The sequence below is a fragment of the Rathayibacter rhapontici genome, assembly GCF_001995175.1.
Lineage (GTDB): Bacteria > Actinomycetota > Actinomycetes > Actinomycetales > Microbacteriaceae > Rathayibacter.
The window spans coordinates 14,140-39,814 of record NZ_MUKN01000031.1 but is presented as its reverse complement, the minus strand read 5'-3'; the positions used below and the strand labels follow the sequence as shown (position 1 = coordinate 39,814).

Sequence of the window (25,675 nt, the reverse complement as noted above, 5' to 3'; positions counted from 1 at the left end):
GGAGCGCGGCTCCCGCCCCTACTCCGTGACGGTCGGCACCGAGTCCGACGGGACGCTCTGCCCGAGTCCGGCCTTCTCGGCGGCCAGCGCGAAGGCCTCCGCCAGCGCGAGCTGACCCGCCTGCGTCGGGTGGATGCCGTCCTCGGCGAGCAGCCCGTCGGCGCGGAGCGGATCGGGGTACTCGAGTGCTCCACCGCCGGCCGCGGCCACCGCGTCCACCAGGGCCCGGTCGTAGGCGGCGAGGTCGGCGGGCCGCGGATCGGGCCCCCAGACGGAGTCGACCGCGATGAGCCGTGCGGAGGGGACGGCCGCCGCGATCGCCCGCACCGCGGGAGGGATCGCGGCGACGACCTCGTCGACGGGCGAGCCGAGATCGTTGCTGCTCGCGAGGACGATCACGGCGTCGGGGTCCGTCGCGGCGATCTCCTCGGCGCGGTCCCCGATCGGGGATCCGCAGCTCCCCGGCCGGACGAAGCCGCCGCCGTCGCAGCCGAGATTGGCCACCGTCCAGCCGAACGCGTCGCCGACGAGCAACGGCCAGGCGTCCGTGCCGTCGAGTCCGTAGCCGCGCACGATGCTGTCCCCGACGAAGGTCACCCGTGCACCGGCCGGAATCGCTCCTCCGACGACGAGCGGGTTCGGGGCCTCGGCGTCGCGGGTCGGGGCCGGAGTCGCGGTCGCGGCACCGGTCGCCGCGGGCTCCGCTGCGGACGAGCACCCGGCCAGCCCCAGCACGAGCGCCGCGACCAGCACGAGCCGCCGCGTCGCGGTCATGCCCGCGGGTCCCGCAGTCCGTCTCGCAGCTCGCCGGCCAGTGCCCGCACGACCGACTTCAGGTCGCCGTCGTTCGCCGCGGCGACCTTCAGCTGCCGCTGGTAGCTGGCGCCGGCGACGAGGATCAGCTCGACGTCCGCGAGCTCGGCCGTGCAGTCCAGGCGCTCCGCCACCGGGGCGAGCGTCACGAGCAGATCGCGGATGTCGTCGGTCACGAGGCGCTCGGCTCCCGCACTGTCCAGGATGATCTCGGCGTCGAGGCCGTACCTCGCCGCGCGCCACTTGTTCTCGCGCACGTACCAGGGCTGCATGGTCGGCAGGTCCTCGCCCTGGTCCAGGCGCGTCGACAGGTGCTCGACGAGGCACTGGATGAGCGCGGCGACCGCGCCGATCTCCTCCGCCGACGAGAGGCCGTCGCAGGCGCGCATCTCGAGCGTGCCCCACTGCGGCGAGGGGCGGATGTCCCAGCGGACCTCGGTGTGGTCGTCGATGACGCCCGTGCGCATCATGTCGTCGACGTACTCCTCGTAGTTCGCCCAGGCTCCGAACTGGGGAGCAGTCCCGCCGTCGGCAGCTGCTGGAACATCAGGGCGCGGTTCGAGGCGTACCCCGTGTCCACCCCGCCCCAGAACGGGCTCGACGCCGACAGCGCCTGCAGGTGCGGGTAGTAGTCGAGCAGCGAGTTGAGGATCGCGAGCACCTTGTCGCGGTCCTCGATGCCGACGTGCACGTGGATGCCCCAGATCATCATGTTGCGGCCCCACCACTGGGTCCGGTCGATGAGTCGGTGGTAGCGCTCCTTGTCGGTGATGCTCTGGTCGTACCACTGGGCGAAGGGGTGGGTGCCGGAGCAGACGAGGTCCAGGCCCATGGGGTCCGTGATCTCGCGCACCTGCCGCAGCTGGTCCTGCAGGTCGGCGACGGCGTCACGGACCGTCGTGTGCACGCCCGAGACGAGCTCGACGGTGTTGCGCAGCAGCTCGCCGGTGATCCGCGGATGCGGCTCGCCGTCCTCCCCTCGGAGGGCCTCGAGGACGACGTCGGCCACGTTCGCCAGATCGCCCGTCTGCCGGTCGACGATCGCGACCTCCCACTCGATCCCGAGCGTGGAGCGGTCGGACTGGGCGAAGCTGATCTCCATGGCGTCGTCTCCGTCGATCCGGCGTCCACCGGGTCGGGACGCACGGCTTTCATCGTCCCACGACTCGCGGAGGCGGACGTGTGGGCTGTCCGTGCGGCGTCACGCGCGGTCGTCCGGCCGCGATCCGCGACTCCGCGGGCCCGGGAGATGCATGTCGCGCCCGCGCGCCGGGCGTTTTTCTGGCAGAATGATCCGTCGGGTCCGAGGCGGTCGACCCTCTACTCACCGCCGAAGAAACCCCCTCGAGCTTCCGGCCGGGTGTGCACCCCACGCTCACGGCTCAGTTCATCCATCATCGACCTCATCGGTCAACGACCACACAGGAGAATTGTGGCTGTCAAGATTCGTCTGAAGCGCCTCGGCAAGATCCGAGCGCCCTACTACCGCATCGTCGTCGCCGACTCGCGCACCAAGCGCGACGGCCGCGTCATCGAGGAGATCGGCAAGTACCACCCCACCGAGGAGCCCTCGTTCATCGAGGTCGACTCCGAGCGTGCGCAGTACTGGCTCGGCGTCGGCGCGCAGCCGACCGAGCAGGTCGCCGCGATCCTCAAGCTGACCGGAGACTGGGGCCGCTACAAGGGCGACGCCGACGCCGTCAGCACCGTCAAGGTGAAGGAGCCCAAGGCCCCCTTCGTCATCGACGCCAAGAAGAAGCCCGTCCTCAAGCCCAAGACCGAGGCTCCGGCCAAGGCCGCCCCGGCCGAGGACACCGCCGACGAGACCTCCACCGAGGCGTAGTCCATGCTCGCTCCTGCCGTCGAGCACCTCGTCAAGGGGATCGTCGAGAACCCCGATGAGGTCCGTGTCGTGGCGACGAGCTCCTCACGCGGAGAGGTCCTCGAGGTGCGCGTGCACCCCGAGGACCTCGGCCGCGTGATCGGACGTTCCGGCCGCACCGCCAAGGCGTCCGCACCCTGGTCGCCGCTCTGGCCGACGGCCGTCGCGTCCGCGTCGACGTCGTCGACACCGACAAGTAGAGGTGGCGACCCCCGGAACGGGCACGACGCAGCTCCGCGTCGCCCGACTCACCAAGGCCCACGGCCTCAAGGGCGCCATCAAGCTCGAGCTCTACACCGATGAGCCCGACAAGCGCTTCACCCCCGGATCCACGTTCACGTTGCAGGTGCCCCGCACCTCCGAGTGGCACGGGAAGAAGCTCGAGCTCGTCGAGCTGCGCTGGTACAACAGCCACCCCGTCGCGTTCTTCAAGGGCGTCGACGACCGCAGCGCCGCCGAGACCCTCCTGAAGGCGATCCTCTGGATCGACGAGGAGGTCCGCACGACGCCGGGCGACGACGACTCCTGGTACGACTACCAGCTCGTCGGCATGAAGGTCGTCCGCGACGGAGCCGAGGTCGGCACCGTCCGCCGCGTCGACCACTTCCCCGCGCAGGACCTGCTCATCGTGGCCACTCCGTCGGGCGAGGTCATGGTGCCGTTCGTCACCGCGATCGTGCCGTCCATCGACCCGGTCGCCGGCATCGTCACCGTCACTCCTCCGACCGGTCTCTTCGAGGAGATCGTCGAGGTGGAGCCGGCGCAGGTCGACCTCACCGGCGTCGACCTCTCGGACCCCGCGCTCGCGACGGTCGCCGACTCCGAGGACGACGAGGTCGACTCCGAGGACGACGAGGCCCCGCAGGACGCGGTCGCGACCGAGGAGCCCTCGTCCGACGGCACCGCGGACGACGACTCGACCGATGCGGCCCCCGCGGAGGACCCCCGGTCGTGAGGATCGACATCGTCACGATCTTCCCGGAGTTCTTCGGGGTGCTCGACATCAGCCTGCTCGGGCGCGCGCGCCAGAGCGGGCTGATCGAGCTCGGCGTGCACGATCTTCGCTCCTTCACGCACGACCGCCACCGCACCGTCGACGACACGCCCTACGGCGGAGGCGCCGGCATGGTCATGCGTCCGGAGCCGTGGGGCGAGGCGCTCGACACGATCCTCGAGTCCGCGGGCGACGCGGATCCGCTCGTGGTCTTCCCCTCGCCCGCCGGAGAGGTCTTCACGCAGGCCACCGCCCGGCAGCTCGCCGACGAGAAGGCGCTCGTGTTCGGCTGCGGCCGCTACGAGGGCATCGACCAGCGCGTCGTCGACCACACCGCGACCCGGGCCCGCGTCCGGATGATCAGCCTCGGCGACTACGTGCTGAACGGCGGCGAGGTCGCCGTCATGGCGATGATCGAGGCCGTCGGCCGACTCGTCCCCGGGGTCGTCGGCAACCCGGCGAGCCTCGTCGAGGAGAGCCACTCCGACGGCCTGCTCGAGTACCCCAGCTACACCAAGCCCGCGTCCTGGCGCGGCCTCGACGTCCCTCCGGTGCTGCTCAGCGGCAACCACGGAGCGATCGCCGCGTGGCGTCACGAGCAGAGCGTCGAGCGCACCCGCCGCGTCCGGCCCGAGCTGCTGGCCTAGGTCCTCTCGCTCCGGAGCGCCGCGAGGTGCCGCTCCCGCATCGCGAGGAACAGCGGGAACGCGAAGGCGAGCGCGACGAGCGGTGCGAGCAGCACGTAGATCCAGAGCCGCTTCATCCCGAGACGCCGTCCTTCGACGACGATCAGGCCCACCGCCGCGATCGCGACGATCAGCAGGTCGGTCGTCAGGGACGACACCGCCGGGCCGCCGTCGAACCAGGCGCCGAGGAAGTCGACGCTCTCGAGCACGGCGCGGATGTTGTGCGTCCAGGTGCCGACGAGACCGAGGACCGCGAGGACCAGGTAGACCAGGGCCGGCGGCGTCCAGTTCGCGAGCAGTCTGTTCATCGCGGGACCTCCGGGGTGCGCGGTCGGGTGAGCACGGCGACGGCGCCGCCGAGCAGGAGGAGGGCGAGGCCGAGGCCGACCGCCGCGGTCAGCGCATCCGGAGCGACGATCGACTGGCCGCGCAGAGCCTGCCAGCAGGTGATCGCGACGACACCGGCCCACCCGACGGAGGCGAGAACGAGCAGTCGGACGCGTACGGCCGAGCAGGCGAGCACCGGGATGCGTCGTCCGAGCAGACGCAGTCCGATCGCCAGCAGCGGCAGCCCCTGCAGCGCGTGCATCCCGACGAAGTGCGGGATGCGGAGGTCGCCGCCCGTGGTGCTCCAGCCGAGCAGCGGCAGGCCGGTGCCGCCGTCCGGCACGCCGACGGCGTGGGCTCCGACGACCCCCTGGTAGTCCGAGATCTGGTCGGCGGTCGGTCCGGTCATCAGGAAGGCCAGAGCCATGCCCACCAGGCCGATCACCAGTCCCGCCCGCACCGCGATCGTGAGGGCGGGATCGCCCAGTGGTACCCGGGCCAGCAGGAGCGCGAGGACCAGGGTGGCGAGCCACACGACCACGATCGACACGGCCATGGTCGTCCACATCGCCGAGTGCAGGGGCGTGCTGACGTCGAAGTGGCTCGCGGCGCCGACGGCCGCGGCGCCGCCGATGACGACCATCTCGATCACCAGGCCCGCAGCCGCGACGGTGCCGAGGACCCGTCCGAGACGACGGCGGCGGGGGAGGAGCCCGATCAGCCACGCGAGCGTCAGCGCGTAGACGGCGATCGAGAGGCAGAACTTGAGCGGCTTCGCCCAGACGGGCTGCCCGCCGAGCTCGCGCGGATCGACGAGGAGCGCGACGACGCAGAACGCGGCCCCGACGGCCATCGCGATCGCGAGGGCGAGGAGGGGGCGGTGCGCACGGGCGGGGGCCTCGGAGACGGGCGCCTCCTGCACGGCGGTCATCGCTTCGCTCCCTCGGAGGAGCCGAACCGGCGCTGCGTCTCGCGGGCCTGGGCCACGCGGCGCAGCGACTGCAGGACCACGTCGCCGAGCGCCGTGCCGACCGCCGCGATCGACGCCTGCTCGCTCACGCTCTCCCTCGCCTCGAGCTCGTCGAGATCGGCGCGGGCGACCAGCTCCGCGGCCTCCTCGTAGCGCTCGAGCCAGTCGGGGGTCATCGCCCCGCCGGAGGCCTCCAGGGCGTCCAGGGCGCGGGCCGCCGTCGCGACGGCGGGATGCTCGCAGAGCATCGGGCCGACGAGCGAGCGGATGCGCTCCAGCGAGCCCTCCGTCGCCGGCGCCTCCGAGTCGGCGTTCGCCGAGACGACGTCCTGCGCGACCTCGAACGCGTGCGCCGGGGGCGCCCCGCTGTCGAGGACCGCCGTGATGCGCTTCGCGCCGGCGATGCCGACTCCTCCGCTCTCGATGAGACCGCGGAGCAGGCGGAGCCGCGCGACGTGGGCGTCGCCGTACTCCGCACGCTGCGGCACCGAGGACTCGCCCGCGGAGAGGATCCCCTCCCGGATGTAGTACTTGATCGTGGCGACGCTGACGCCCGTCAGGCGGCCGAGCTCCGAGATGCGCATATGGAGAGTATGACTATCCGATAGTGCTGCTGTCCAGTGCAGCGGCGGCGCCCGGTCTGCCCCGTGTCAGTCCCGAGCGGTGAGGACGAGCACCCCGGTCTCGGTGATCGCGATCGTGTGCTCCATGTGCGCGCCGCGCGAGCCGTCGCGGCTGCGGAGGGTCCAGCCGTCCTTGTCGGTGAAGATCTCGTCGGTGGTCTGCAGGAACCAGGCTCGATCGCCACGACCAGACCCGGCCGGAGCGGGTAGCCGCGCCCGGCGCGCCCGTCGTTCGGCACGTGGGGGTCGCCGTGCATCGTGCGCCCGACGCCGTGGCCGCCGAAGTCGGTGTTGATGCTCAGCCCCTCGGCGCGGGCGACGGCGGCGATCGCGGCCGAGATGTCGCCGATCTTCCCGCCCGGCTTCGCGGCGGCGATGCCGGCCTCGAGCGCGCGGGTGGTGGTGTCGATGAGGGCCAGGTCCTCGTCGCGCGGCGTGCCGACGACGACGCTGATCGCGGAGTCGGAGACCCAGCCGTTCACGGACGCCGCGAAGTCGAGCGTCAGCAGGTCGCCGTCCCGCAGGCGGTAGTCGAACGGCAGCCCGTGCAGCACGGCGTCGTTGACGGAGGTGCAGAGCACCTTGCCGAACGGGCTCGCGCCGAAGGAGGGGTGGTAGTCGATGTAGCAGGACTCGGCACCCGCCTCGCGGATCATGTCGTGGGCGAGGCGGTCGAGCTCGAGCAGGTTCACGCCCACTCCGGCGGCGGCGACGGTGGCCTGCAGGACCTCGGCCACGAAGCGGCCGGCGGGTCGCATCTCCTCGATCTCGGCGGGCGTGCGCAGCTCGATCATCCTGATCCTCTCGGGGGTCGCTGAGGCGTTGCTCAGCGGTGGTGGGTACGGTCGGTGCATGCGCACGCGACGGGCTTTCGGTTCCTGGCAGTATCCGGCGGCGATCGTCCTGCCCCTGTGGATCCTCCTGGGGTACGGACTCTTCGGGGGATCGAGCGGGTGGACCGTCCTCGGTCTCGTCATCGCCCTCCCCATTCTGGCGCTCAGCCTCGCCGTCGTGGCGAGCATCGTGGCGTTTCGGGTGACTGTGCGGCCGACGCGCACCCCGGCGTGGGGCGATGTCGCCGCTCTGGGTGCCTGGCACGCGTCGCTGATCGCGCTCGGCTTCTTCCCGCCGGGCGCGTGGGCACTCGGTCTGCTCTCCGTGCTCCTCGGAGTCGTGGCGCTCGGGCACTCCGTCTGGCGGTTCTTCCACGACGCGCGCGCGACGCTGATCGCGTTCGCCGAGGCCTCGGCGGTGCAGACCGGGGGCGGACCGGCGCAGGGCGGGCAGCGGCCCGTGGCGGGGGAGGGCTTCGATCCGGAGCGACCGCAGGACGGGCAGACGCTGATCCTCTGAGCGGTGCGGCACCTCCGCTCCGAGCCCGGCACGCCCCGCTTTGACGTGGATCGACGCGCCGTGACAGAATAAGCGCTTGTGCCTCGCGCAGGCTCTGCCACAGGGGAGCCGTTACGACGCGGGGCGCGCACCGACTTCCCACCCACGAAACGGTGCTCGACCTGTGGCGGGCACGGAGAGCGATAGAACATGCACATCCTCGATAACGTCGATGCGGCGTCACTCCGGACCGACATCCCCGACTTCCGTGCGGGCGACACCGTCAAGGTCCACGTCAACATCGTCGAGGGAACCCGCTCGCGCGTCCAGGTCTTCCAGGGCGTCGTCATCGGCCGCTCCAACGAGGGCGTCCGCGAGACCTTCACCGTCCGCAAGGTCAGCTTCCAGGTCGGCGTCGAGCGCACCTTCCCGGTGCACTCCCCGGTGATCGACCACATCGAGGTCGTCACCCGCGGAGACGTGCGTCGCGCGAAGCTCTACTACCTGCGAAGCCTCCGCGGCAAGAAGGCCAAGATCAAGGAGAAGCGCTGACCCCCAGCGGGTCTCCGCACACTCTCCCCGAACCCCGGTCCACTTATGATGGACCGGGGTTCGACCCTTTCCGGGGGCCGGTCCTGCCGGTGATCCCGGCCCGGTGATGCTCGGTCCCGGATGATCCACAGCTAGGGGCGACGGCACGCGATGACAGACAGCACGGCCCCGGTCCGGCTCGAGGGCGACGGTGAGCACGCCCGTCACTCGGCTGAGCCGGAGCGGCCCCGCAGGCGCCGCGGACTGCTCCTCTTCCTCCGCGACGTGCTGATCATCTTCGTCGTCGCGGTGCTGGTCTCGTTCCTGGTGAAGACGTTCCTGATCCGCTCGTTCTACATCCCGTCGTCGTCGATGGAGCAGACGCTGGTCGAGAACGACCGCATCCTCGTCAACGAGCTCGTACCCGATCTGGTCCCGATCTCGCGGGGCGACGTCGTCGTCTTCCGCGACCCGGGCGGATGGCTCTCGCCGAGCACCGAGCCGGACGTGCCGCCGTTCCAGGCCGCCGTCGATTCCGCGCTCGCGATCGTGGGGCTCACGGCTCCCGACAGCAACGACCACCTGATCAAGCGCGTCATCGGCCTCCCCGGGGACCGCATCACCTGCTGCACCCCGCTCGGCCAGGTCGAGGTCAACGGCAATCCGATCGACGAGCCCTACGTGAAGCTCCCCGACGGGGTCCAGGCCGTCTCGGCGACTCCGTTCGACGTGACCGTGCCCGAGGGATCGCTCTGGGTCATGGGCGACAACCGGTACAACTCGGCCGACTCCCGCTACAACACCGACAAGCCCGGCAACGGCTTCGTCCCGATCGACAACGTCGTCGGCCGGGCGGTCCTGGTGACCTGGCCGGTGGAGCAGTGGGCATGGCTCGACGACTACCCGGCCGTGTTCCGCGGGGTCGAGAAGGACACGTCGGAGTCCTCGGAGTCCTCCGAGTCCTCCTCCGAGGCCGGGCAGGGCTAGATGGCCGTCGCCGAACCGACCCTGTCGATGGAGCGGCGCCTCTTCCGCCAGGGCTACGAGAGCATCATCGGCTGCGACGAGGTGGGCCGCGGAGCGATCGCAGGCCCCGTCTCGGTCGGAGTCGTCTCGATCGCCCGCCGCTGCGGCCGCTTCCCGGAGGGGCTGCGCGACTCCAAGCTGCTGGCTCCGGCCCGTCGCGAGGCCCTGCTGCCCGGCGTGGTGAAGTGGGTCTCCGGATGGGCGATCGGCGAGTCCTCCGCGGACGAGATCGACGACTCCGGGATCATCGCCGGCCTCGGCCGAGCCGCATCGCGCGGCATCGAGCGCCTCGTCGACCAGGGCGTCGACCTGGCGACATCGGTGGTGCTGCTCGACGGCAAGCACGACTGGCTGACGCCGGCGCTGGGGGAGTGGGCGGCCGAGCTGACCATCGTCACCCGCATCAAGGCCGACCGCGACTGCGCGTCCGTCTCGGCCGCCTCCGTGCTGGCGAAGGTCGGCCGCGACGGCCAGATGGTGCGCCACCACGACGAGTTCGCCGACTACGCCTGGGACAGCAACAAGGGCTACGGCAGCGCCGCGCACTGGGCGGGCCTGGACCGCGTAGGTCCGTCCCCGCTGCACCGCGTCACGTGGTTGTCGAAGCCGCGCGAGGCCGTCGCCGTCGAGGCGCCCGCGGCGTCCGGCGCTCCCGCACCCGCGTAGGATTGACGGACGATGGATGAGGACGAATTCGAGGACTACGACCGCGAGGTCGAGCTGGCACTGTACCGGGAGTACCGCGATGTCGTCTCGCAGTTCTCGTACGTCGTCGAGACCGAGCGCCGCTTCTACCTCGCGAACGAGGTCGACCTCGTGCGCCGCGACACCGAGCACGACTTCTACTTCGAGCTGACCATGCGCGACGTGTGGGTCTGGGACGTCTACCGCTCCGACCGCTTCGTGAAGTCGGTCCGCGTGCTGACCTTCAAGGACGTCAACGTCGAGGAGCTCTCCCGCAAGGAGTTCGAGCTCCCCAAGGAACTCGCCCTCGACGAGTAGCGCTCCGCGCTCGTTCTGCTGCGGCAGGCTGCCTTCTGCGCGCGGTGCACCCCCCTCTTGCTGGTCGAGTAGCCGCCCCCGGCGGCGTATCGAGACCCACCTCCCCTCGAGCTGCCCCCTCCACAGCCCCTCCGCCAACGCTCTCTCCCGAGATCCACCCTCCGCCGTCCCGCGCACAGCCCTCCTCCGCAACTCTTCGTGCGGGAGGTCTTGATGGACAAGGACGAGTTGGGTCGGCGGGGCGAGGAGATCGCTGCGGCGCATCTGCGGGCGAAGGGCTTCGAGCTCCTGGACCGCAACTGGCGGGTGCGGGAGGGCGAGCTCGACATCGTGGCCCGTGAGGGCGCGGCGCTCGTAGTGGTGGAGGTGAAGACGCGGTCCTCCGCACGGTTCGGGATGCCGATCGAGGCGATCACGCGGGCGAAGGCGCAGCGGTTGCGGCGGTTGGCGTACGCGTGGGCGCGGGAGCACGATCAGCGGGCTCGGCATCTGCGGATCGACGCGGTGGGGATCATCGCGCCGGACGGGGTTCCTGTGCAGGTGCGGCACTTCCGGGCGGTGGCGTGATGGGCATGGGTCGCACGTCCGCGGTGGGCCTGGTCGGGTTCACGGGCGCAGTGGTCGGAGTGGAGGCGCACTCCTCCGACGGCACTCCCGCCATCGGCATCATCGGGCTGCCGGATGCGGCGCTGTCGCAGGCGAAGGAGCGGGTGCGCTCGGCGGCGATCAACTCGGGCAGCGTGATCTCGGAGTACAAGATCACGGTGAACCTCTCACCCGCCGCGATGCCCAAGCACGGTTCCGCGTTCGATCTCGCGATCGGCCTGGCCGCGCTGGCGGCGCTGGGCGAGGTGAACGGCGAGTCCGTCGCATCCGTGGTGCACGTCGGCGAGCTAGGCCTGGACGGGCGGCTCCGTTCCGTTCCGGGAGTGCTGCCCGCGGTGCTCGCCGCGGCGCGCGCGGGCCGTCGCCGCGTCATGGTGCCGCTCGAGGACCGCGCCGAGGCGGAGCTCGTCGACGGCGTCGAGATCATCGCCGTCTCGTCGCTGGCTGCTGCGGCCGTCTGGCACGGGGCGGAGTGGGAGGTCCCGGTCCTGCCCGCACCCGCCGCGCAGGGTCAGGTCCCGGTCGAGCCGGTATCGCGCCTGGACTTCGCCGACGTGATCGGCAACGAGGAGGCGGCGGAGGCGATGATCGCGGCGGCTGCAGGCGGTCACCACGTGTTCCTCCTGGGTCCGCCCGGCGCGGGCAAGACGATGCTCGCGACCCGGCTCCCGGGCATCCTCCCCGACCTCGACGACGACGCCGCGTTGGAGGCCACGTGCATGCGCTCCCTCGTCGGCACGCCCACCGGAGGCAGTCTGGTGCGCCGCCCGCCGTTCGAGAGCCCGCACCACTCCGCCTCGGCCGCCGCGATCGTCGGAGGCGGCAGCGGACGCATCCGCCCGGGCGCCGTCGCCCGCGCCACCCGCGGCGTCCTCTTCCTCGACGAGGCAAGGTAGCTCAGATAACGTCGCGCGTTTGGCTTCCGTGGCGTACGATCGTCAAGACGGCCGAACCAGAGGTTCAGTCGCGAGCCAGGCAAGCACGAGTAGCGCGTCCTCAGTCGCAGGACCCACCGGAGCAGACCTGGGAGTGGACGCCAGTGGCGATCCCATCGCACTGAATCGTCTTCTACCTGGAGGTGCCATCATGGCCCGCGGAATTTTCACTCGAGGTGACCACCTCACGACCACCATCGACGGCGTCGACCTGAACTCGCTCTACAGCGACATGGTCGCCGCCAACGCCGAGGTCAACCGTCGTCGGACGGCACTCTCGCAGATCGCCAGCTTCAACACCACCGAGGCCGCTCGCCCCGTCCTCCAGACGATCGTCAACGACGAGTTCGAGGTCGCGTCGGAGTTCGGCGTGCCCAAGTCTCTGCGTGCTGACCTGTCGCCGCTGATCATCGGTACGCCGCTCAGCTGGTATGACAGCTCGACGCGATACACCGACGGCTGGCTCCGTGACGCCACCTCAGAGGAAGTCGTCGCTCAGCACAACGCGCAGCTCGCCGCCAACGACCTCAACATCTTCAAGAACACGCAGCGCGCGCTCCTCACGCAGACCGTCCTCGGCTCGCGTCCGGTGAACGATGTCGGCGCGACGATCTACGGACTCTGGGATGGCTCCACTGACTCGGCACCGCCGCCCTTCGCGGGCCAGGCGTTCGCAGCGGGCCACAACCACTACCTGACCTCGCAGTCCGCGCAGATCGATGGTCAGGACCTCGCTGACCTCACTCGCCACATCACGCACCACGGGTACGGCCTCGGTTCGACCGAGCGAGTTGTCATCCTCGTCCACCCGGACCAGGGCGAAGCAATCCGCGGCCTGCGCATCGGGGCATCGTCGCCGTTCGACTTCATCCCCTCCGAGGGAGGCGCGCCCTACCTCACGACCGAGAACCTCGTCGGCACGCGACCGGGTAGCGACTTCAATGGGCTGACCGTGATCGGTCAGTACGGGCACGCGCTGATCGTCGAGGACTACTACGTCCCGGCCGGCTACGTGATCGCGATCGCGACCTCTGGACCCAACTCGGAGCGCAACCCGCTCTCGTTCCGGCAGCACGCCCGCGCTGGCTACCAGGGTCTGCGACTCATCCCCGGCACGAACGCTCGCTACCCGCTCATCGACGCGACGTACTCGAACGGCTTCGGCGTCGCAGTCCGTCACCGAGGAGCCGCCGCAGTCATGCAGGTGACCGCCGGGACGACCTACACGAGTCCGTCGATCTAAGACCACCTGCGGCACGGTTCTCGGGCGGGCGCCGTGCCGCAGGTCTTCCCCCACAGCCCGCCCAACCCACGCCCACAGGAAGGCTCGCCCGCCATGAACACCTCCGACATGCTGAACATGACTCCGCAGGAGCTCCACCGCTACATCGATTCTGTCCGTGACCCTTTCGTGGATATGAGGGCCGATGCGGTTACCCGCGCCCACGACCTCGGCGACGGGAATCACGCTTTGCTGGAGGACAGCTACATCAAGAAGTGCGTGGACGAGGCAGTCGCTGTCCTCGACAAGCACGACGACGCGCTGACTCTCATGCCGTCGATCGTTCCGAGCAACGCGCGCTACCTGCCCGCGGTCGGCAACGTCCCTGCCTCGCTGTCACCCGTCTACGAAGTGCTGAACGGGGTCGTTCCGACCCTGCCAGTCGCCCGCGTCTGCCATCGGTGCGAGGGCGCGTCCAGTTCCTGGGTCGACGGCATCGAGATCGTTTTCCGTGTCGTCTTCGATCGCGCGATCGTACAGTTCGAGTGGTGCGAGCGCTGCCACGTGACATCGCCGCTGTTCCGTCAGATCACGCGCGTCGGTGGTTGATCATGGCTCAGTGCGCAGGGACCGCTAACACCCCTGGACGCCCGAACTTCGGGAACCAGTGTGGCCGCAACGCCGTGCACGGATCGACGTTCTGTGAGGCACATGGAGGCGTCCAGGACACTTCCACGCCTGCCGCCGTCAAGAAGAATCTGTTGCCAGCTGCTCAGTGTCGGAGCAAGAAGCGCAACGGCGAGCCCTGCAGCAAGAAGGCGATCAAGGGTGGCGTGGTCTGCCGTTCGCATGGCGGCCACCTGCCAGTGGTGAAGGCGAAGGCTCAGCAGCGCATGCAGGAGCTGGTCCTCCCTGCTCTGGCAGAGCTTGGCGTGATCCTGCTCGACCCGACCACTGCTACGCCGGACCGGCTTCGCGCGATCGCGCTGCTCCTCGATCGGACCGGTCATGGGCCGAAGTCCGAGGTCTCGATCGAGGCGAAGCCGTACGAGCGCATCATGAGCACGATCTACCGCCAGGTGCCGGAAGGCATGGTCGTCGACACTTACGAGCAGGGCCGACCCGTCGAGGTCGAGGACGAGGACGATCCGGACGGCTTCACTCCTGTCGCCTCGACCCTGCCGGAACCAGGGGAGGGCGAGCCTGTTCAGGAGACCCCTGTGCAACGCGGCAATCTGACGTTGGTCGTCGGCACCGCGCAGCCGCCCAAGCGCTACCAGTAAGTGCCCCAAATAGAACACTCGCATTGCGTCTTCGTGAGCAATGCGGCCCATCTATTGAATGTCAACTTATAGCGCGCTCTTCCTGGCGAATCTCGACCAACTTCTGTCAGAACGGCTGAACGAAGCATTTAGTGGTTTACAATTGGACTTGTAGCAGCAACCGGTAAGCATCGCCCGGACGGATGGACTACAGCACGCGGCGAGAGCCGCGCAGCCGGACGCAGACACGGACCGACAGATGAGGTCATACCTCTTTGTCTGGAGAAGTCCGTGTCCCGTTTTGGAGTACAGCCCGCGCGCGAAAAGCTGCGTGAAGAGCGTTGGTCGCTTGCGAAAGCGGCCGAGGCACTCAACATCCCACCCCTGCACCTGCGTGGAGCCGTGATGGGCAGGGTCGTACCCTCCCCGGCTCTTCGCGACCGCCTGCCCGCGCTTCTCGGCGTGCCTCTGTCCGAGCTGTTCAGTAGCGACGCGCTAGAAGCGACATATCAACCGGAGCAGAACGCCTACCGGCACCGCGTGGGACAGCCCTGGGCGACGGGCTACGACCAGTGATCACCGACGACAAGCTCATCGTCTTCTCCGACGAGGCGATTGACAGCGCCGTCGCGTTTCTTCGAGCGACCGAGCCGGAGGATAACGATGACTGACGAAACGAGAAAGGGCGCCGGTGTGGGGACAACCGACGCCCTGACTTCTCCCGCTTACAACACGTCCACGACCATCGGACAGATCAACAATATCGCGCTTCCCGCCTATCGGAACACCTTAGATCAAGCACCCCACGTCGGAGAATTCGCGGCGATGGGGTGGAAGATGTTCCCCGTCTGGCACATCGTCAACGGCGCTTGCGCCTGTCGAATGGGCGTGAACTGCACCAGTCCGGGCAAGCACCCTCGCACCCGTACTGGCGTCAAGGAGGCGACCAACAACGTCGATGTCCTCAGGGCGTGGTGGGAGTCGTTCCCCGGCTGCAACTGGGGTCTCGCGTGCGGCCCCGGATCTGGGCTTTTCGTCATCGACATCGACGAGGCGAAGGGCGGCTTCGGGTCCTTCGCCGAGTTCCAGAATGACCATATGCCTGGTGGACTGATCCCGCCGACGACGAGCGTCGTATCTGGTGGTGCGGGCCGTCATCTCTACTTCCGTCACCCAAGCGTGAGAATCGGCAACCGCGTCGGCTGGCTCCCCGGCGTGGACGTCAGGGGTCACGGCGGCTACGTCATCCTCCCTCCTAGTAACCACATCTCCGGTGGCCGGTATCACTGGCAGACTTGGGTCGACGATCTTGCTGAAGCGCCTTCGGTGCTGATCGAGTCCCTCCTCGCTGTCCCAGACACGGGCTCGGGTCCGGGAGGACCTGGCCGAATCGGCCGGACGCTTGGTGACCTCCCTGACGATGACGTCGTGATGGGGCAGGGGCTTGAGGCAGGGAACCGAAACGACACGATGCACCGGCTCGCGTCGCGGTGGTTCCGCGAACTCGGCGTCCACGCTGTCTATGCCGTGAAGGGTCGCGCGTTCCAGGTCTGGTCGCGAACCACACAGTTCCCCCCGTTCTCGTGGGAGGAAGCAGAGGCGGCCGTGGATAGCGCACGTCGCTTCGTCGAGCGCGAGAACGAGAAGGACCAGGCGATCATCGCTGCGTTCGCGCGAAGGAGGCTTGGATGAGCGTCGAAGAGGAGGAGGCTGCACTCGAAGAAGCAGTCACACGAGACCTTCGCCGTCTGCTCGTTCAGCAAGAGGCTCGACGTCGCTTCGCTCAGTTCGATGCTCCTGCCGAGCCGCCGCCTCTCGAGCGCTTGGACGCCTTCCTGGCGACCGAGTACACCGACACCGCGTATCGCGTTGGCGGCCTGATGCCGAAAGACGGAGACATCCTTCTGACGGCGCAGTACAAGGCCGGAAAGTCGACCATGAGCGGCAACCTGATCCGATCGCTCGTTGACGGCGACGCGTTCCTCGGTCTTCAGCAGGTCGACCCTCTTCCGGAAGGCAGGGGGGTCGTGTTGCTGGATAACGAGCTGTCTCCTCGCACGCTGCATCGCTGGCTCACCGATCAGAGCATCTGGCGCACGGACCTCGTGCAGCTCGCTAGTCTGCAAGGCCGGCTCGCGTCCTTCGACATCCTCGATGACGACGTGCGCACGTCCTGGGCCGACCGGTTGCGAGCAGTGAATGCGGGCGTCATCATCTTCGACTGCCTGCGTCCGGCGCTCGACGCGCTCGGCATGAGCGAAGACAAAGAAGCGTCCCGATTCGCAGAGGCGCTGACCGCGTTGAAGGTTGAGGCAGGGGCCGATGAGCTCGTGCTCGTCCACCACATGGGGCATGGTGGTCAGCGCTCGCGTGGCGACTCCGCGCTGCAAGGTTGGTGCACGGCTGAGTGGAAGCTGCTACGAGACGGCTCGTCTGATGACCCTTCCGGTCGTCGGCACTTCTCGGCGTACGGCCGTGACGTCGACTTCCCGAAGACAGAGGTGGTCTTCGACCCGACCACGCGTCGCCTCACGCTCGACGCCGTCTCGACTGGAGACCTGAAGGGTTCAGCTGACGTCGCGGCAGTGCTGGACATCGTGAAGGCGAATCCCGGCATCGCCTCGAAGGACCTCCACCAGGCGCTGGCGGCCGACCACGGCATCACGAACCGTGGCCGCCAGGCCGCAGCCGTGCGGCTCGCAACTGAGTCGCTGCTCATCCGGCAGGAGAAGGACAGTCGTGACGGCCGCGTGATGCGACACTTCGTGGTCACCGGGACCATGTGGTCCTGATCGTGCCGCTCAGCGAGGCAGGGGGCTGCCGCTGTCGAGGCCGCCGGGTGGAGTGGGAATGTTCCACCGACGGCCCCGGTTCTAAATGAGGTTGCCTCATCTTTGCAACAACCGACATACGCCACGTGCGAGAGAGAAGACCAACATGAGTACACCCGCCGAGACCGTCTGGCTCAGCAGCAAAGACCTACCGTTCAAGGTCAAGGACGTCAGCCACCAGTGCGCGCACCACCTGATCCACCAGCGCCCTCGTCCGCGTAATCACGGCGTGCCGTGCCTCGACGTGTCGGGGTCGCAGCTCGACCACCGCTACATCCTCAAGACCCCCACCGGCGACGTACTGCTCAATCAGCCGTACGGCGACGAGTCGCGCAAGTGGGCGAAGGCGTACGCCGACACGTACGGACTGCGCTTCGAGGCCGTCGCCGACGTGAAGGGGATGATCTTCGCGACCATCTTCTGGAACCCGGAGAACGACCTCGACACTGCGTCCGTCATCGCGGAGCTGCGCGGGGCCTACGGTGTCTGACGTCGTGCGCCCGTCCTGGTTCCGCCTTCGGTGGCCGGTGACAGGCGCACGAGTGGCAACATTGGCCCCTCAGAAATTACGTACCAAGTACGTACCACTGCGTACCTGGTACGCGGTTCCAAAGTACGTACCATGCGTACCAACCCCTATAAAGGGTTGGTACGTGGTACGCACTTTGGTGGGTCGATTCGAGCCTCGGTTGAGACGTCGCGTGACAGTCGTTTGGTACGCACCTTCCGGGCGCGTGATGCTGAGGACGTGACCGATCGCAACGCGTCGCCGTTCTGCTGCTCCGGCTGTGGTCGCGAGGTCGAGTCGCGATCGCTGGTGCGCTGGTATCGACCCGCGCTCAACTACTGGCCCTGCGTCTGCGGCTTGACGATCGTCTGGCACGGCGATGCGAGCGACGTGGCCGAGGACTTCGACTTCTGATCGGGCATCAGGACGAGGACGCACCTGGACGTAGGTCTCGGGAGGGCTGAGGGACGAGAGGGGCGAATCTACCTGCTCGCCCACGCCAGGAAGGGCCTCAGCGTTACGTCGTCGTCGCTTTCAGCGCGTCTCCCTGCCGATGCGGGCGACTCGTCGACCAACCCTGTCGATGCGTCTCATGTGGACTGAGGGCCGAGCTCGTACACGAATCGAGCGTCAGGTGTACAGACCATACGGAGGTGGTATCTAATCGTCTCGTCCACGGCAGGTAGCCGAGGCGATGAACGAAGGATCAGAAGCCATGACCGTCTCCGAACTCCGCGATCTCCTTGCCAACCTCGACGGCGACATGCCCGTCCTCTTCGCTGCTCAGCCCTCGTGACCGATGGAGTACGACCTTCGACCCGACGTGATCGAGGTCGAGGGCGTCGCCTACATCGCTGAGGGCAGCCAGCTCGGGTACCTCCGCGAGGGCGTCTCGACTGCGATCGGGTGGCGCGACTGATGCCGACCCCGATCATCTCCGAGTACGGCTCGGGCTTCGTCTGGGCCTGCCTTACCTGTGGTGTGGGGTCGGCCCTCTGCCACTCGTTCGCTGTCGCAGCCGAGGCGTTCAGCGCGCATCAGGCCGGTCACGACGCATGGGCAGCGGACGAGGCCGAGGGCTACGACCCAGCCGAGTGCTTCGAGCGCTTCCTGTCGAGGCGGTCGGCGTGAGGGTCGTCGGCTACCTGCGCGTTTCCACCGCAGGGCAGGAGTACGGCATCGAGGCGCAGCGCGCAGCGATCGCGGCCACTGCCGAGCAGCGCGGGTGGGAGGTCGAGTGGATCGAGGACGCTGGCCGGTCGGGCAAGGACATCAACCGCCCTGGCATCACCCGTGCCCTGTCGATTCTGCGAGCCGGCGAAGCCGAGGCGCTCGTCGTGTCGAAGCTCGACCGGCTGAGCCGGAGCCTTGCCGACTTCGCGCGCCTCCTCGAGACGGCAGGGAAGCAGGGGTGGGGAGTGGTGGCGATCGACCTTGGTATCGACACCACTACTCCGACCGGCGAGCTGGTCGCGAACATCATGGCCGCCGTCTCGCGCTGGGAACGGCAGATGATCGGCGTCCGCACGAAGGAGGGGCTCGCCGTCGCGAGGGCGCAGGGCAAGCGCCTCGGCTCACCTGTCCTCACAAGCCCTGAGACGGCCGCTCGGATCAGCAAGGAGCGTCAGGGCGGAGCAACCCTGGCAGCGATCGCGGAGGGTCTGAATAGGGACTCAGTGCCGTGCGCCGGGGGAGGGGCGAAATGGTACCCGAGCAGCGTCCGCGCAGTTGTAACGCGCGTCTGCAGCATCTAGTCCAGTGGATCGGTTCTGTACATAGTGGAATGCTCGGATCCGTCGTCTGAGGTCCAGCGGATACGAAAATGGACCATTCCGCTGGCACTTGTCACGGTACCAGCGAAGAGGGCCGAGTGTTCGGCCGGAATGCTTGGCCAGCCTTCAGGCTCGTCAAGTCGAAAGTCGACCCCGCCATCCACACGAACATCATGAGCGGGGACAGTAGACGAATTCGTCAGCACCCATACCTTTGGTCTGGCGCCATCAGATTGACGATGCGTCGGGCTCGGGGAAATTCGCCACGACGACGCTCGGTGGAAAATGTGACTGTTTTTGGTACTCGAGGTGGTTTGCTCCGAAGCACGCACCCTTGGGTCGAGCGAGGGCCGACGGAGGCTGCCGTCATCGTTGTAATCGGTACTCGTTCTTGTTGCATCGAGCTGCATCCTTGCCACGCGAAGCTCCTCCTCCAATAGCGAGCGTTGTTGATTGCCGGCGACACGTCCCTCCTGAAAGCCCGTCGAGTAAGCGCGCTCACCGATTTCTTGCTGAGCACGTGCGTATGCATCTGATTTCGCGCTCCGCAACTGCTCCTCAGTAGCAGCCAATTGTTCAGCTGACGCCTTAAGCGCTGCAGCGACCTCCGTCTTCAATCTTTCCTCGAAACGCTGCTCAGTGTCACTAAGAGAGCGCTCGGCGGTTTGGAGCTCGTGATGCAACGTCCTTCCAATCTTTTTGCCAGAATCGACCTCCCGTGTAAGAAACTCAGCTGTTTTTTCCGCCGCGACCACTCGCGCTCTTGCTACCTTGAGCTGTATTCGAAGGTCCTGTTCAGCGGAAGAAGGCAGAAACTCGGTCCGCCCAGCCTCGACACCCTTCGCATACTGCTCTGAAAGCTCTGCTTCAAATTTTGGCCGTCGTCGAAGCATCAGGCGCTCGTTCCAAAACTTTCGGATCCTATCCGCAATCGGTATTCTCCATTTCCAAACCGCCGCAGCAGCGGCAGTAAGAATGGCGATTGTCACCCATCCAACGATCTGGCTCAGATACTGCGACCAAAATGGCGATTCCTCAATCCACTTCGGGATTCCACTTGGGATGCCGGTGGATGCGGGGGTTGGAGACGTTCCGGCGAGCCAACCGATGACGTCGAGGGCGAAGACCATCTTCGAAGCTTACTGACGGCCGCCGACACGTTGCACAGTTCGACACTGAGCGTGCGGCGTCGTTGTGAGCCCGCCGACGCGGCAGATTCCGCTAGGTTCGCACCAAGTGCGTGGGGGGACCTCCGCCGGTGGTCGAGGAGGAACGATGGCAAAGGCGAACGAGGAGTCAGAGCAGGCGGCTGAGGGTGCGGCGGCAGCTCCCGTGCGGCGAAAGCGGCCTGCGACGGCGCAGAAGCCCAAGAAGGAGCGCGAACGCACGATCAACTTCTTCGAGATCGTCAAGTACCTGACGCGCACCTCCAGCGAACGGATGAAGCACGCGAACTGGGTTGAGATCCTGGGCGCTCTGCGCGATCTCAAGGTGGAGCAGCGAATCATCACCATGCCTTCTCGGACCCTGATCGGTGAAGTTCTGTCGGTTGACGGCGTGCTGCATCTGAAGCTGATGGTCGTCCGAGACGAAGGCTCCTGGCTCGAGGTCTACAACACGAAGGAAGCCGTGATTGACGCCCTCAAGATCGGCAATGGGTCCGAGCTGCTCGAGACGTCGATCATCGCCTTCCTGCCTTTCGGGAACGTGATCGGGCTCGTCCAGGGATCTACGTCCGCACCAACCGTGTCCGCCTTCGAGGAGTGGCTGAACGGCATGAAGCTGCTTGGTGACGGCCTCGTCATCGATACCCAGCCGATGGTCTCCCATGAGGTACAGCAGCTCCTCACGCAATCCCAAGCGGCCTCGAAGATCGAGGTCAAGGTGCACACGAACAAGGCCGATGCCCTGGCGAGCCGTGGGTCCAAGCTCACCCAGATCATCCGCGCCGTACGCAGCGAGTTTGGTCCCATGACAGTGACTGTCATCCTGCAGGTCTCCCGCGCCGCGGGGAACGATGAGGGTCGCGCTGCGATCCGCGACGAGGCGCAAAAGCTCGTCGGGGCGAGCGAGAACGAGGACGTCAAGAAGGTCAAGGCGAACCTGGTCTACATCGACCAGGACGAAACCACCCGCACGCAGGAGGTGGACTTCGCGAAGCAGAAGATCACGGCAAAGCGCAAAATCTCGACCACGGGCGAGGACGGCTCCCCGATCCGCAACGAAGAGGCTGTTCGCGTGATTTTGGAGGTCGCCGAGGAGCACGACGCCGAGCTTCGCAAGATCGTCGAGCAGGGATGAATGTCGGAGGTGGGCCTGAGACTCACTGGTTGTAACGTTGGCACGGCCAGCGGGTAGATCGAGGTGGAGCATGGTCGAATCGAAAGGCTCAGCCTCGGGACCACTCGGCGCAGCGCGTAGCTTCTGGCTCGACCGGCTGTGGTTCGACCTCGTCATCGTCTTCGCAGTCCTGATCGTTCACGCGGGGCTGATCACGTGGCTCAGCCCCGTGTTCGACGTCCTCGGGAATGCGCTTCCGGCCGACCGGCGCACGGTCTACTCGTCGACGGCCGTCGTCGTCTCCCTGCTGGGTTCCTTCAGTTCGATCGCGATCAGTCAGCTGAGTTCAGCGAAGGGCGCGCGCGCCGAGGCACTGCGCAATCAGGCGGCTAAGACCCTGGCGAAAAATTGGCAGAGCGTCTTTCGTGTTGGGATGCTCTCGGCCCTCGTGGCACTCGCGGCCCTGGTCGTCGACCCTTCTGTCCACTCGACCGCTGTCCTCCCGGTCGTCGCTCGCTGGGCGTTCGAGGCAGGGCTGCTGCTTGCGATCGTCAAGTTCCTGCGGCTCAGCTCGCTCTTCTACGAGATCATCACGCTCGCATCGATCAGCGCGAAGGATCCCGAGGAGACGACGCTCGCATCAGCACCAACCCTGAATCCGGACTTCCTCAAGGCCTCGTCTAGCTGACGATCACGACCCGCTCGCCCATCAGCGCGTCGCGATGAGCCAGTTTCCGCTGCGCGAATTCCTCCGCCTTCTCATCCGAGCGCTGGCGCACGTAGCTGCCCATGCCCTTCGGGAACTCGTGCACCTCGACGCGCTGAATCAGCACTCGCAGGAAGTTGCGGCGACGCTCGGGCGACCAGGAGCGCCAGTCGAGCCCGTCCGCGAGTGCGTCCGTCATGATCGACGTCCCGAGGAGGGCGTCGATCTGTCGTGTCGTCTCGTCCGTCTCCACTCTCACGCGCTCGACGTGCTGGGCGTGCTCGCGCTCTGACAGCGCACCTCGGATGAACAGGTCGTCCGCGCGGCTCTTCTGGTCCCGGAGGTCATCGCGTCGCGCTTCGAGTTGGGCGATCTTCGCGTCGTCGGCAGGGTCTTGCCCAGCGAGGCGGGTGCGCAGGCGCGGGTTCTTCTCGTTGAGCGACTGCATCACGACGTCGAAGACGTATGACTCAAGGTCGTCGTGGCCGATCACCATGCTTCCGCAGGCGTCGTCACCGTTGACGATCTTCGTGCACTTCAGGGCCGGGCGTCCGTGCTGCATCGACGTGATCAGACGCTTCCCGCATCGACCGCAGACGGTCAGTCCCCCTGCCATCGAGTACTTGCTCCCCTTGACGCCGGGGGAGTGGGTCACTTTCCGCGAGGGGTCGCTGAACAGGGACGCGAGCCGGTCGAACGTTCGCCGGTCGAGGATCGGCTCCCACTGCGCTGCTGCGCCGGACTTGGTTTCGGCGATCAGGGTTCGATTCGTCAGGATCGCGCGGAGGTTCGCCTGCCGCCAGTGAAAACCGCCGCGAGTGGTCACGCCTCTGCGGTTCCAGTCCTGGGTGACGCCGTACATGCTGTCTCCGGCAAGGAGTCGACGTGCAGCCTCAGTCACGAGCGCCGTCTCGGCAGGGTCAGGGACGATGCTGTCGCCGCCACGCTGGTACCCGAACGGCACCTGCCCTCCGTGCCAACGCCCGGCCTCCTGACGAGCGAGAACGTTCCTCTTTACTCGTGCCGAGTTGCGCTCTGCTTCGCCCTTGCCGACGGCGGCCTTCATCCGAGCGAAGAGCCTTCCTCCATCGGTGCTCAGATCCGCCTCGCCGTTCGCGGTGACGATCAGCAGACCGCGATCCTCCGCAGCGTCGATCCAGTCCTCAAGCTGTCGCGGCTGCCTTGTCAGGCGGTCCAGGTCCCAGCAGAGAAGGGCGTCGAACTGACCAGCTCGGAAAGCAGCCACGAGCTCGTTGTAGGCAGGGCGCGTCACCGTCTTCTTCGACGCTGACGTGGACATGTCCTTGAACTCGCGCTCAACTGACCAGCCGCGCGCTTTCGCAAGCTGTCGACAGTCGTCAAGCTGGTTCTGGACGCCGACCTTCCGGCCGTCCCTGTCATCCGATAGGCGCGCGTAGATCACTGCTCGAACTGGCATCGTTCCTCATCCCGTCACGAACGACGTTATCTGAGACAGCACGCCGAGGCTCCCGAGTTCAGCGCGGTCGCGCTCGACGCGCTCCGGCAACCGCTGGAGTCGGGCGTCATCCGCATCCACCGCGCGAACGCGGTCGCCGAGTTCCCGGCGCGCGTGCAGCTGGTCCTCGCCGCGAACCCCTGCCCGTGCGGTCGCCACGGCATCCCGGGGGAGACGTGCACGTGCGCTCCCGCTCTGCGGCGCCGCTATCTCGCCCGGTTGAGCGGACCACTGCTCGACCGGGTCGACATCCGTCTCACCGTTCGCCGCATCGGAGCCGCTCAACTCGCCGCGCGGAGGGAGGAGCAGGGCATCACCACGGCGGATGCGCGCGCACGGGTGACCGCGGCTCGCGACCGAGCCCGAGAGAGACTCCGGCGCACGCCCTGGACGACGAACGCCGAGGTCTCCGGCAGCTGGCTCCGCTCCGGCGACCAGCGGCCGACGTCCTCGGAGTCGCGGACCCTCGACAAGGCGCTGGAGCGCGGCCTCGTCACGATGCGCGGCTACGACCGGGTGCTCCGCCTGGCGTGGACGCTCGCGGACCTCGACGACGCGGAGAGGCCGACCGCCGGTCATCTCGGACGCGCCCTCGTCCTCCGAGGAGGTGCGGCATGACCGCGAACCTGTTCGATCGCTCCGAGCTCCGCGCCGCCCGGTCCCTCCTGGCCGAGGGAGACGCCTCCGAGGCCGCCGACGTGCTCGCGCGTGCGACATGGAGCGGGCTGACCGAGCCGGGCGACGCCGTCGCGGCGACGCTCATCGAGGCCGTCGGCGCCACCACCGCGCTCGCGCACGTCGTCTCGTCCGCGACCGCCTCCGATGTTCTCGCCGACTCCGACTGCACACCCGGCGAGCTGTCCGCCCTCGCGGCGGGCCTCGAGCGCTGGCGGCCTCGCCTGGACCGCGCGCTGGTCCTGCGTCGCATCGACATCGCGCAGAAGCTCAAGGCCCACCTGCTCCTGCCCGGCTCGCCCGGATGGCCGGCGGCACTCGACGACCTGGGTCCGCACGCCCCGCTCGTCCTCTGGTCCCGCGGCGACCCCTCCGCCTTCGCCCCGACCCACCGGCTCGCCCTCGTCGGCGCGCGAGCGGCCACCGGGTACGGCGAGCACGTCACCGCCGAGCTCGCCGCAGCAGTCGCCGATCGCGGCGTCCTCGTCGTCTCCGGCGGTGCCTTCGGCATCGACGCGGTCGGCCACCGCGCCGTGCTCGGCTCCGGCGGGCGCACGGTCGCCTTCCTCGCCGGCGGGCCCGACAGGCTCTATCCGACGGCGCACTCCGAGCTGCTGCACCGCATCATCGCGACTCCCGGCTGCGCGGTCGTCACCGAGGTGCCACCCGGCACCACTCCGACGAGATGGCGGTTCCTGCAGCGCAACCGGCTCATCGCCGCCTCAGCGGGCGCGACGGTCATCGTCGAGGCCGGCGCCCGGTCCGGATCACTGAACACCGCCGGTCATGCGGCCGCTCTCGGCCGCCCCCTCGGAGCCGTCCCCGGCCCCGTCACGAGCGCGTCCTCCGCCGGCTGCCACCGCCTCCTCCGAGAGTTCGCGGCGACCTGCGTCACCACGGCCCCGGAGGTCCTCGAGCTCCTCGGCGTGGGGGAGAGCCTCCCGACGGACCCCGTTCCCGGACCGGCCTCCCGCCTCGTCACCGCATTGCGAGACCGCGGACTGCAAGACACCGAGGCGCTCGCGCAGCATCTCGGGCTCCGCGTGTCCGACGCGCTCGCGATCCTCGGCGCGCTCCTGGCGGAGGCCCATGTGCAGCGCACCGACGACGGGAGGTGGTCGGTGCCTCCGCGCTGATCCCACGGCGCCGAGGACCGCCGCCTGGATGAAGGTGCCGCTCGCAAGGCCGCCTCGATCCCGCGGCTCGCCGGACGCC

General features: G+C 68.0%; 28 protein-coding genes and 4 pseudogenes. 24 read left to right on the top strand and 8 right to left on the bottom strand.

Annotated features, from left to right (window positions below; genetic code table 11):
• Positions 1 to 18 precede the first annotated feature (18 nt).
• Positions 19 to 774 (bottom strand): SGNH/GDSL hydrolase family protein, encoded by a 756-nt coding sequence (locus B0T42_RS11380; protein WP_077223247.1) that lies wholly within the window; start codon positions 772 to 774, stop codon positions 19 to 21.
• Positions 771 to 1,915: pseudogene (locus tag B0T42_RS11375) on the bottom strand (glutamate--cysteine ligase). Before B0T42_RS11375 ends, B0T42_RS11380 begins: the two are co-directional and overlap by 4 nt.
• Before the next feature lie 330 nt (positions 1,916 to 2,245).
• On the opposite strand from B0T42_RS11375, the gene rpsP reads away from it, so the two are divergent.
• The 4 genes and pseudogenes from rpsP (at position 2,246) to trmD (ending at position 4,336) form a co-directional block, all read left to right on the top strand.
• Positions 2,246 to 2,656 carry a 30S ribosomal protein S16 gene (rpsP, locus tag B0T42_RS11370; RefSeq protein WP_077223246.1) on the top strand — a complete coding sequence of 137 codons (411 nt, stop codon included), beginning with the start codon at positions 2,246 to 2,248 and terminating at the stop codon, positions 2,654 to 2,656.
• 3 nt (positions 2,657 to 2,659) lie between these two features.
• Positions 2,660 to 2,895, top strand: a pseudogene (locus B0T42_RS11365) (RNA-binding protein).
• 2 nt (positions 2,896 to 2,897) lie between these two features.
• Positions 2,898 to 3,455: pseudogene (gene rimM, locus B0T42_RS11360) on the top strand (ribosome maturation factor RimM); the annotation flags it as partial.
• Positions 3,456 to 3,646: 191 nt separating this feature from the next.
• Entirely contained in the window at positions 3,647 to 4,336 is a 690-nt protein-coding gene (gene trmD / locus B0T42_RS11355) for a tRNA (guanosine(37)-N1)-methyltransferase TrmD (RefSeq protein ID WP_077223244.1), read from the top strand.
• On the opposite strand, the gene B0T42_RS11350 is transcribed toward trmD, so the two are convergent.
• From B0T42_RS11350 to map, 4 genes and pseudogenes are all read right to left on the bottom strand, one after another.
• Positions 4,333 to 4,683 carry a DUF2834 domain-containing protein gene (locus B0T42_RS11350; RefSeq protein ID WP_077223243.1) on the bottom strand — a complete coding sequence of 117 codons (351 nt, stop codon included), beginning with the start codon at positions 4,681 to 4,683 and terminating at the stop codon, positions 4,333 to 4,335. The genes trmD and B0T42_RS11350 overlap by 4 nt on opposite strands.
• Positions 4,680 to 5,633, bottom strand: a complete 954-nt coding sequence (locus tag B0T42_RS11345; protein ID WP_077223242.1) for a hypothetical protein — start codon at positions 5,631 to 5,633, stop codon at positions 4,680 to 4,682. The genes B0T42_RS11350 and B0T42_RS11345 overlap by 4 nt, the downstream gene beginning before the upstream one ends.
• Entirely contained in the window at positions 5,630 to 6,256 is a 627-nt protein-coding gene (locus B0T42_RS11340; protein WP_077223241.1) for a MerR family transcriptional regulator, read from the bottom strand. The genes B0T42_RS11345 and B0T42_RS11340 overlap by 4 nt, the downstream gene beginning before the upstream one ends.
• Positions 6,257 to 6,322: 66 nt before the next feature.
• A pseudogene (map, locus tag B0T42_RS11335) lies at positions 6,323 to 7,089 on the bottom strand (type I methionyl aminopeptidase).
• A gap of 58 nt (positions 7,090 to 7,147) precedes the next feature.
• Here map and B0T42_RS11330 point away from each other — a divergent pair.
• The 16 genes from B0T42_RS11330 to B0T42_RS11265 all read left to right on the top strand — a co-directional run bounded on the left by B0T42_RS11330 (position 7,148) and on the right by B0T42_RS11265 (position 19,304).
• Positions 7,148 to 7,648, top strand: coding sequence for a hypothetical protein (locus tag B0T42_RS11330; RefSeq protein ID WP_139344489.1), 501 nt, complete (start codon positions 7,148 to 7,150; stop codon positions 7,646 to 7,648).
• 189 nt (positions 7,649 to 7,837) lie between these two features.
• Positions 7,838 to 8,179 carry a 50S ribosomal protein L19 gene (gene rplS / locus B0T42_RS11325; protein ID WP_077223239.1) on the top strand — a complete coding sequence of 114 codons (342 nt, stop codon included), beginning with the start codon at positions 7,838 to 7,840 and terminating at the stop codon, positions 8,177 to 8,179.
• Positions 8,180 to 8,329: 150 nt separating this feature from the next.
• A complete protein-coding gene (lepB, locus tag B0T42_RS11320) occupies positions 8,330 to 9,145 on the top strand; it encodes a signal peptidase I (RefSeq protein WP_077223238.1) in 816 nt (271 codons plus the stop codon).
• Complete coding sequence (locus B0T42_RS11315) at positions 9,146 to 9,850, top strand: ribonuclease HII (protein WP_077223237.1); 705 nt, start codon at positions 9,146 to 9,148, stop codon at positions 9,848 to 9,850.
• A gap of 12 nt (positions 9,851 to 9,862) precedes the next feature.
• Positions 9,863 to 10,186 (top strand): DUF2469 domain-containing protein, encoded by a 324-nt coding sequence (locus B0T42_RS11310; protein WP_055792576.1) that lies wholly within the window; start codon positions 9,863 to 9,865, stop codon positions 10,184 to 10,186.
• Positions 10,187 to 10,399: 213 nt separating this feature from the next.
• On the top strand, positions 10,400 to 10,753 hold the full coding sequence (locus tag B0T42_RS11305; RefSeq protein ID WP_055792574.1) for a YraN family protein: 354 nt from the start codon (positions 10,400 to 10,402) through the stop codon (positions 10,751 to 10,753).
• Positions 10,754 to 10,758: 5 nt separating this feature from the next.
• The gene (locus B0T42_RS11300; RefSeq protein WP_236720240.1) at positions 10,759 to 11,688 is read left to right on the top strand and encodes an ATP-binding protein; all 930 of its coding nucleotides are present in this window, start codon (positions 10,759 to 10,761) and stop codon (positions 11,686 to 11,688) included.
• Between the two features lie 190 nt (positions 11,689 to 11,878).
• On the top strand, positions 11,879 to 12,970 hold the full coding sequence (locus B0T42_RS11295) for a hypothetical protein (RefSeq protein WP_077223235.1): 1,092 nt from the start codon (positions 11,879 to 11,881) through the stop codon (positions 12,968 to 12,970).
• Between the two features lie 93 nt (positions 12,971 to 13,063).
• Positions 13,064 to 13,558, top strand: coding sequence for a hypothetical protein (locus B0T42_RS11290; RefSeq protein WP_077223234.1), 495 nt, complete (start codon positions 13,064 to 13,066; stop codon positions 13,556 to 13,558).
• 152 nt (positions 13,559 to 13,710) lie between these two features.
• Positions 13,711 to 14,232, top strand: a complete 522-nt coding sequence (locus B0T42_RS11285; protein ID WP_139344488.1) for a hypothetical protein — start codon at positions 13,711 to 13,713, stop codon at positions 14,230 to 14,232.
• Positions 14,233 to 14,874: 642 nt separating this feature from the next.
• Complete coding sequence (locus tag B0T42_RS11280; protein ID WP_077223232.1) at positions 14,875 to 15,903, top strand: bifunctional DNA primase/polymerase; 1,029 nt, start codon at positions 14,875 to 14,877, stop codon at positions 15,901 to 15,903.
• A complete protein-coding gene (locus B0T42_RS11275) occupies positions 15,900 to 17,003 on the top strand; it encodes an AAA family ATPase (protein ID WP_077223231.1) in 1,104 nt (367 codons plus the stop codon). The genes B0T42_RS11280 and B0T42_RS11275 overlap by 4 nt, the downstream gene beginning before the upstream one ends.
• 145 nt (positions 17,004 to 17,148) lie before the next feature.
• A complete protein-coding gene (locus tag B0T42_RS11270; RefSeq protein ID WP_139344487.1) occupies positions 17,149 to 17,532 on the top strand; it encodes a hypothetical protein in 384 nt (127 codons plus the stop codon).
• Positions 17,533 to 17,790: 258 nt separating this feature from the next.
• A complete protein-coding gene (locus tag B0T42_RS20030; protein WP_158078106.1) occupies positions 17,791 to 17,964 on the top strand; it encodes a hypothetical protein in 174 nt (57 codons plus the stop codon).
• A 504-nt stretch (positions 17,965 to 18,468) separates the two neighbouring features.
• On the top strand, positions 18,469 to 18,681 hold the full coding sequence (locus tag B0T42_RS20490; protein WP_173892327.1) for a hypothetical protein: 213 nt from the start codon (positions 18,469 to 18,471) through the stop codon (positions 18,679 to 18,681).
• Positions 18,678 to 19,304: a recombinase family protein gene (locus B0T42_RS11265; protein WP_201788530.1), complete on the top strand. Its 627-nt coding sequence runs from the start codon at positions 18,678 to 18,680 to the stop codon at positions 19,302 to 19,304. Before B0T42_RS20490 ends, B0T42_RS11265 begins: the two co-directional genes overlap by 4 nt.
• Here B0T42_RS11265 and B0T42_RS19535 read toward each other — a convergent pair.
• On the bottom strand, positions 19,301 to 20,452 hold the full coding sequence (locus B0T42_RS19535) for a hypothetical protein (RefSeq protein WP_139344486.1): 1,152 nt from the start codon (positions 20,450 to 20,452) through the stop codon (positions 19,301 to 19,303). The genes B0T42_RS11265 and B0T42_RS19535 overlap by 4 nt on opposite strands.
• A gap of 145 nt (positions 20,453 to 20,597) precedes the next feature.
• Between B0T42_RS19535 and B0T42_RS11260 the strand changes: the two genes are divergently transcribed.
• On the top strand, positions 20,598 to 21,623 hold the full coding sequence (locus tag B0T42_RS11260; RefSeq protein WP_077223228.1) for a hypothetical protein: 1,026 nt from the start codon (positions 20,598 to 20,600) through the stop codon (positions 21,621 to 21,623).
• Positions 21,624 to 21,693: 70 nt separating this feature from the next.
• Complete coding sequence (locus B0T42_RS11255; RefSeq protein WP_077223227.1) at positions 21,694 to 22,290, top strand: hypothetical protein; 597 nt, start codon at positions 21,694 to 21,696, stop codon at positions 22,288 to 22,290.
• Here B0T42_RS11255 and B0T42_RS11250 read toward each other — a convergent pair.
• Positions 22,283 to 23,731, bottom strand: a complete 1,449-nt coding sequence (locus B0T42_RS11250; protein ID WP_158078105.1) for a recombinase family protein — start codon at positions 23,729 to 23,731, stop codon at positions 22,283 to 22,285. The two genes, B0T42_RS11255 and B0T42_RS11250, sit on opposite strands and share 8 nt — an antisense overlap.
• 45 nt (positions 23,732 to 23,776) lie before the next feature.
• Here B0T42_RS11250 and B0T42_RS11245 point away from each other — a divergent pair, with 45 nt between their 5' ends.
• Positions 23,777 to 24,403 (top strand): ATP-binding protein, encoded by a 627-nt coding sequence (locus tag B0T42_RS11245; protein WP_077223225.1) that lies wholly within the window; start codon positions 23,777 to 23,779, stop codon positions 24,401 to 24,403.
• Positions 24,400 to 25,596 carry a DNA-processing protein DprA gene (gene dprA, locus B0T42_RS11240; protein ID WP_077223224.1) on the top strand — a complete coding sequence of 399 codons (1,197 nt, stop codon included), beginning with the start codon at positions 24,400 to 24,402 and terminating at the stop codon, positions 25,594 to 25,596. Before B0T42_RS11245 ends, dprA begins: the two co-directional genes overlap by 4 nt.
• Positions 25,597 to 25,675 lie beyond the last annotated feature (79 nt).

Excerpts from the sequence above, each read along its gene's own strand:
- dprA (WP_077223224.1), top strand. The coding sequence starts at position 24,400 with ATGACCGCGAACCTGTTCGATCGCTCCGAGCTCCGCGCCGCCCGGTCC.
- B0T42_RS11300 (WP_236720240.1), top strand. The coding sequence starts at position 10,759 with ATGGGTCGCACGTCCGCGGTGGGCCTGGTCGGGTTCACGGGCGCAGTG.
- B0T42_RS11295 (WP_077223235.1), top strand. The coding sequence starts at position 11,879 with ATGGCCCGCGGAATTTTCACTCGAGGTGACCACCTCACGACCACCATC.
- B0T42_RS11305 (WP_055792574.1), top strand. The coding sequence starts at position 10,400 with ATGGACAAGGACGAGTTGGGTCGGCGGGGCGAGGAGATCGCTGCGGCG.
- B0T42_RS11260 (WP_077223228.1), top strand. The coding sequence starts at position 20,598 with ATGGCAAAGGCGAACGAGGAGTCAGAGCAGGCGGCTGAGGGTGCGGCG.
- B0T42_RS20490 (WP_173892327.1), top strand. The coding sequence starts at position 18,469 with ATGCCGACCCCGATCATCTCCGAGTACGGCTCGGGCTTCGTCTGGGCC.
- B0T42_RS11255 (WP_077223227.1), top strand. The coding sequence starts at position 21,694 with ATGGTCGAATCGAAAGGCTCAGCCTCGGGACCACTCGGCGCAGCGCGT.
- B0T42_RS11310 (WP_055792576.1), top strand. The coding sequence starts at position 9,863 with ATGGATGAGGACGAATTCGAGGACTACGACCGCGAGGTCGAGCTGGCA.
- lepB (WP_077223238.1), top strand. The coding sequence starts at position 8,330 with ATGACAGACAGCACGGCCCCGGTCCGGCTCGAGGGCGACGGTGAGCAC.
- B0T42_RS11275 (WP_077223231.1), top strand. The coding sequence starts at position 15,900 with ATGAGCGTCGAAGAGGAGGAGGCTGCACTCGAAGAAGCAGTCACACGA.
- B0T42_RS11330 (WP_139344489.1), top strand. The coding sequence starts at position 7,148 with ATGCGCACGCGACGGGCTTTCGGTTCCTGGCAGTATCCGGCGGCGATC.
- rplS (WP_077223239.1), top strand. The coding sequence starts at position 7,838 with ATGCACATCCTCGATAACGTCGATGCGGCGTCACTCCGGACCGACATC.
- B0T42_RS11280 (WP_077223232.1), top strand. The coding sequence starts at position 14,875 with ATGACTGACGAAACGAGAAAGGGCGCCGGTGTGGGGACAACCGACGCC.
- B0T42_RS11345 (WP_077223242.1), bottom strand. The coding sequence starts at position 5,633 with ATGACCGCCGTGCAGGAGGCGCCCGTCTCCGAGGCCCCCGCCCGTGCG.
- B0T42_RS11290 (WP_077223234.1), top strand. The coding sequence starts at position 13,064 with ATGAACACCTCCGACATGCTGAACATGACTCCGCAGGAGCTCCACCGC.
- B0T42_RS11340 (WP_077223241.1), bottom strand. The coding sequence starts at position 6,256 with ATGCGCATCTCGGAGCTCGGCCGCCTGACGGGCGTCAGCGTCGCCACG.
- B0T42_RS11270 (WP_139344487.1), top strand. The coding sequence starts at position 17,149 with ATGAGTACACCCGCCGAGACCGTCTGGCTCAGCAGCAAAGACCTACCG.
- B0T42_RS19535 (WP_139344486.1), bottom strand. The coding sequence starts at position 20,452 with ATGGTCTTCGCCCTCGACGTCATCGGTTGGCTCGCCGGAACGTCTCCA.
- B0T42_RS11380 (WP_077223247.1), bottom strand. The coding sequence starts at position 774 with ATGACCGCGACGCGGCGGCTCGTGCTGGTCGCGGCGCTCGTGCTGGGG.
- B0T42_RS11315 (WP_077223237.1), top strand. The coding sequence starts at position 9,146 with ATGGCCGTCGCCGAACCGACCCTGTCGATGGAGCGGCGCCTCTTCCGC.
- B0T42_RS11350 (WP_077223243.1), bottom strand. The coding sequence starts at position 4,683 with ATGAACAGACTGCTCGCGAACTGGACGCCGCCGGCCCTGGTCTACCTG.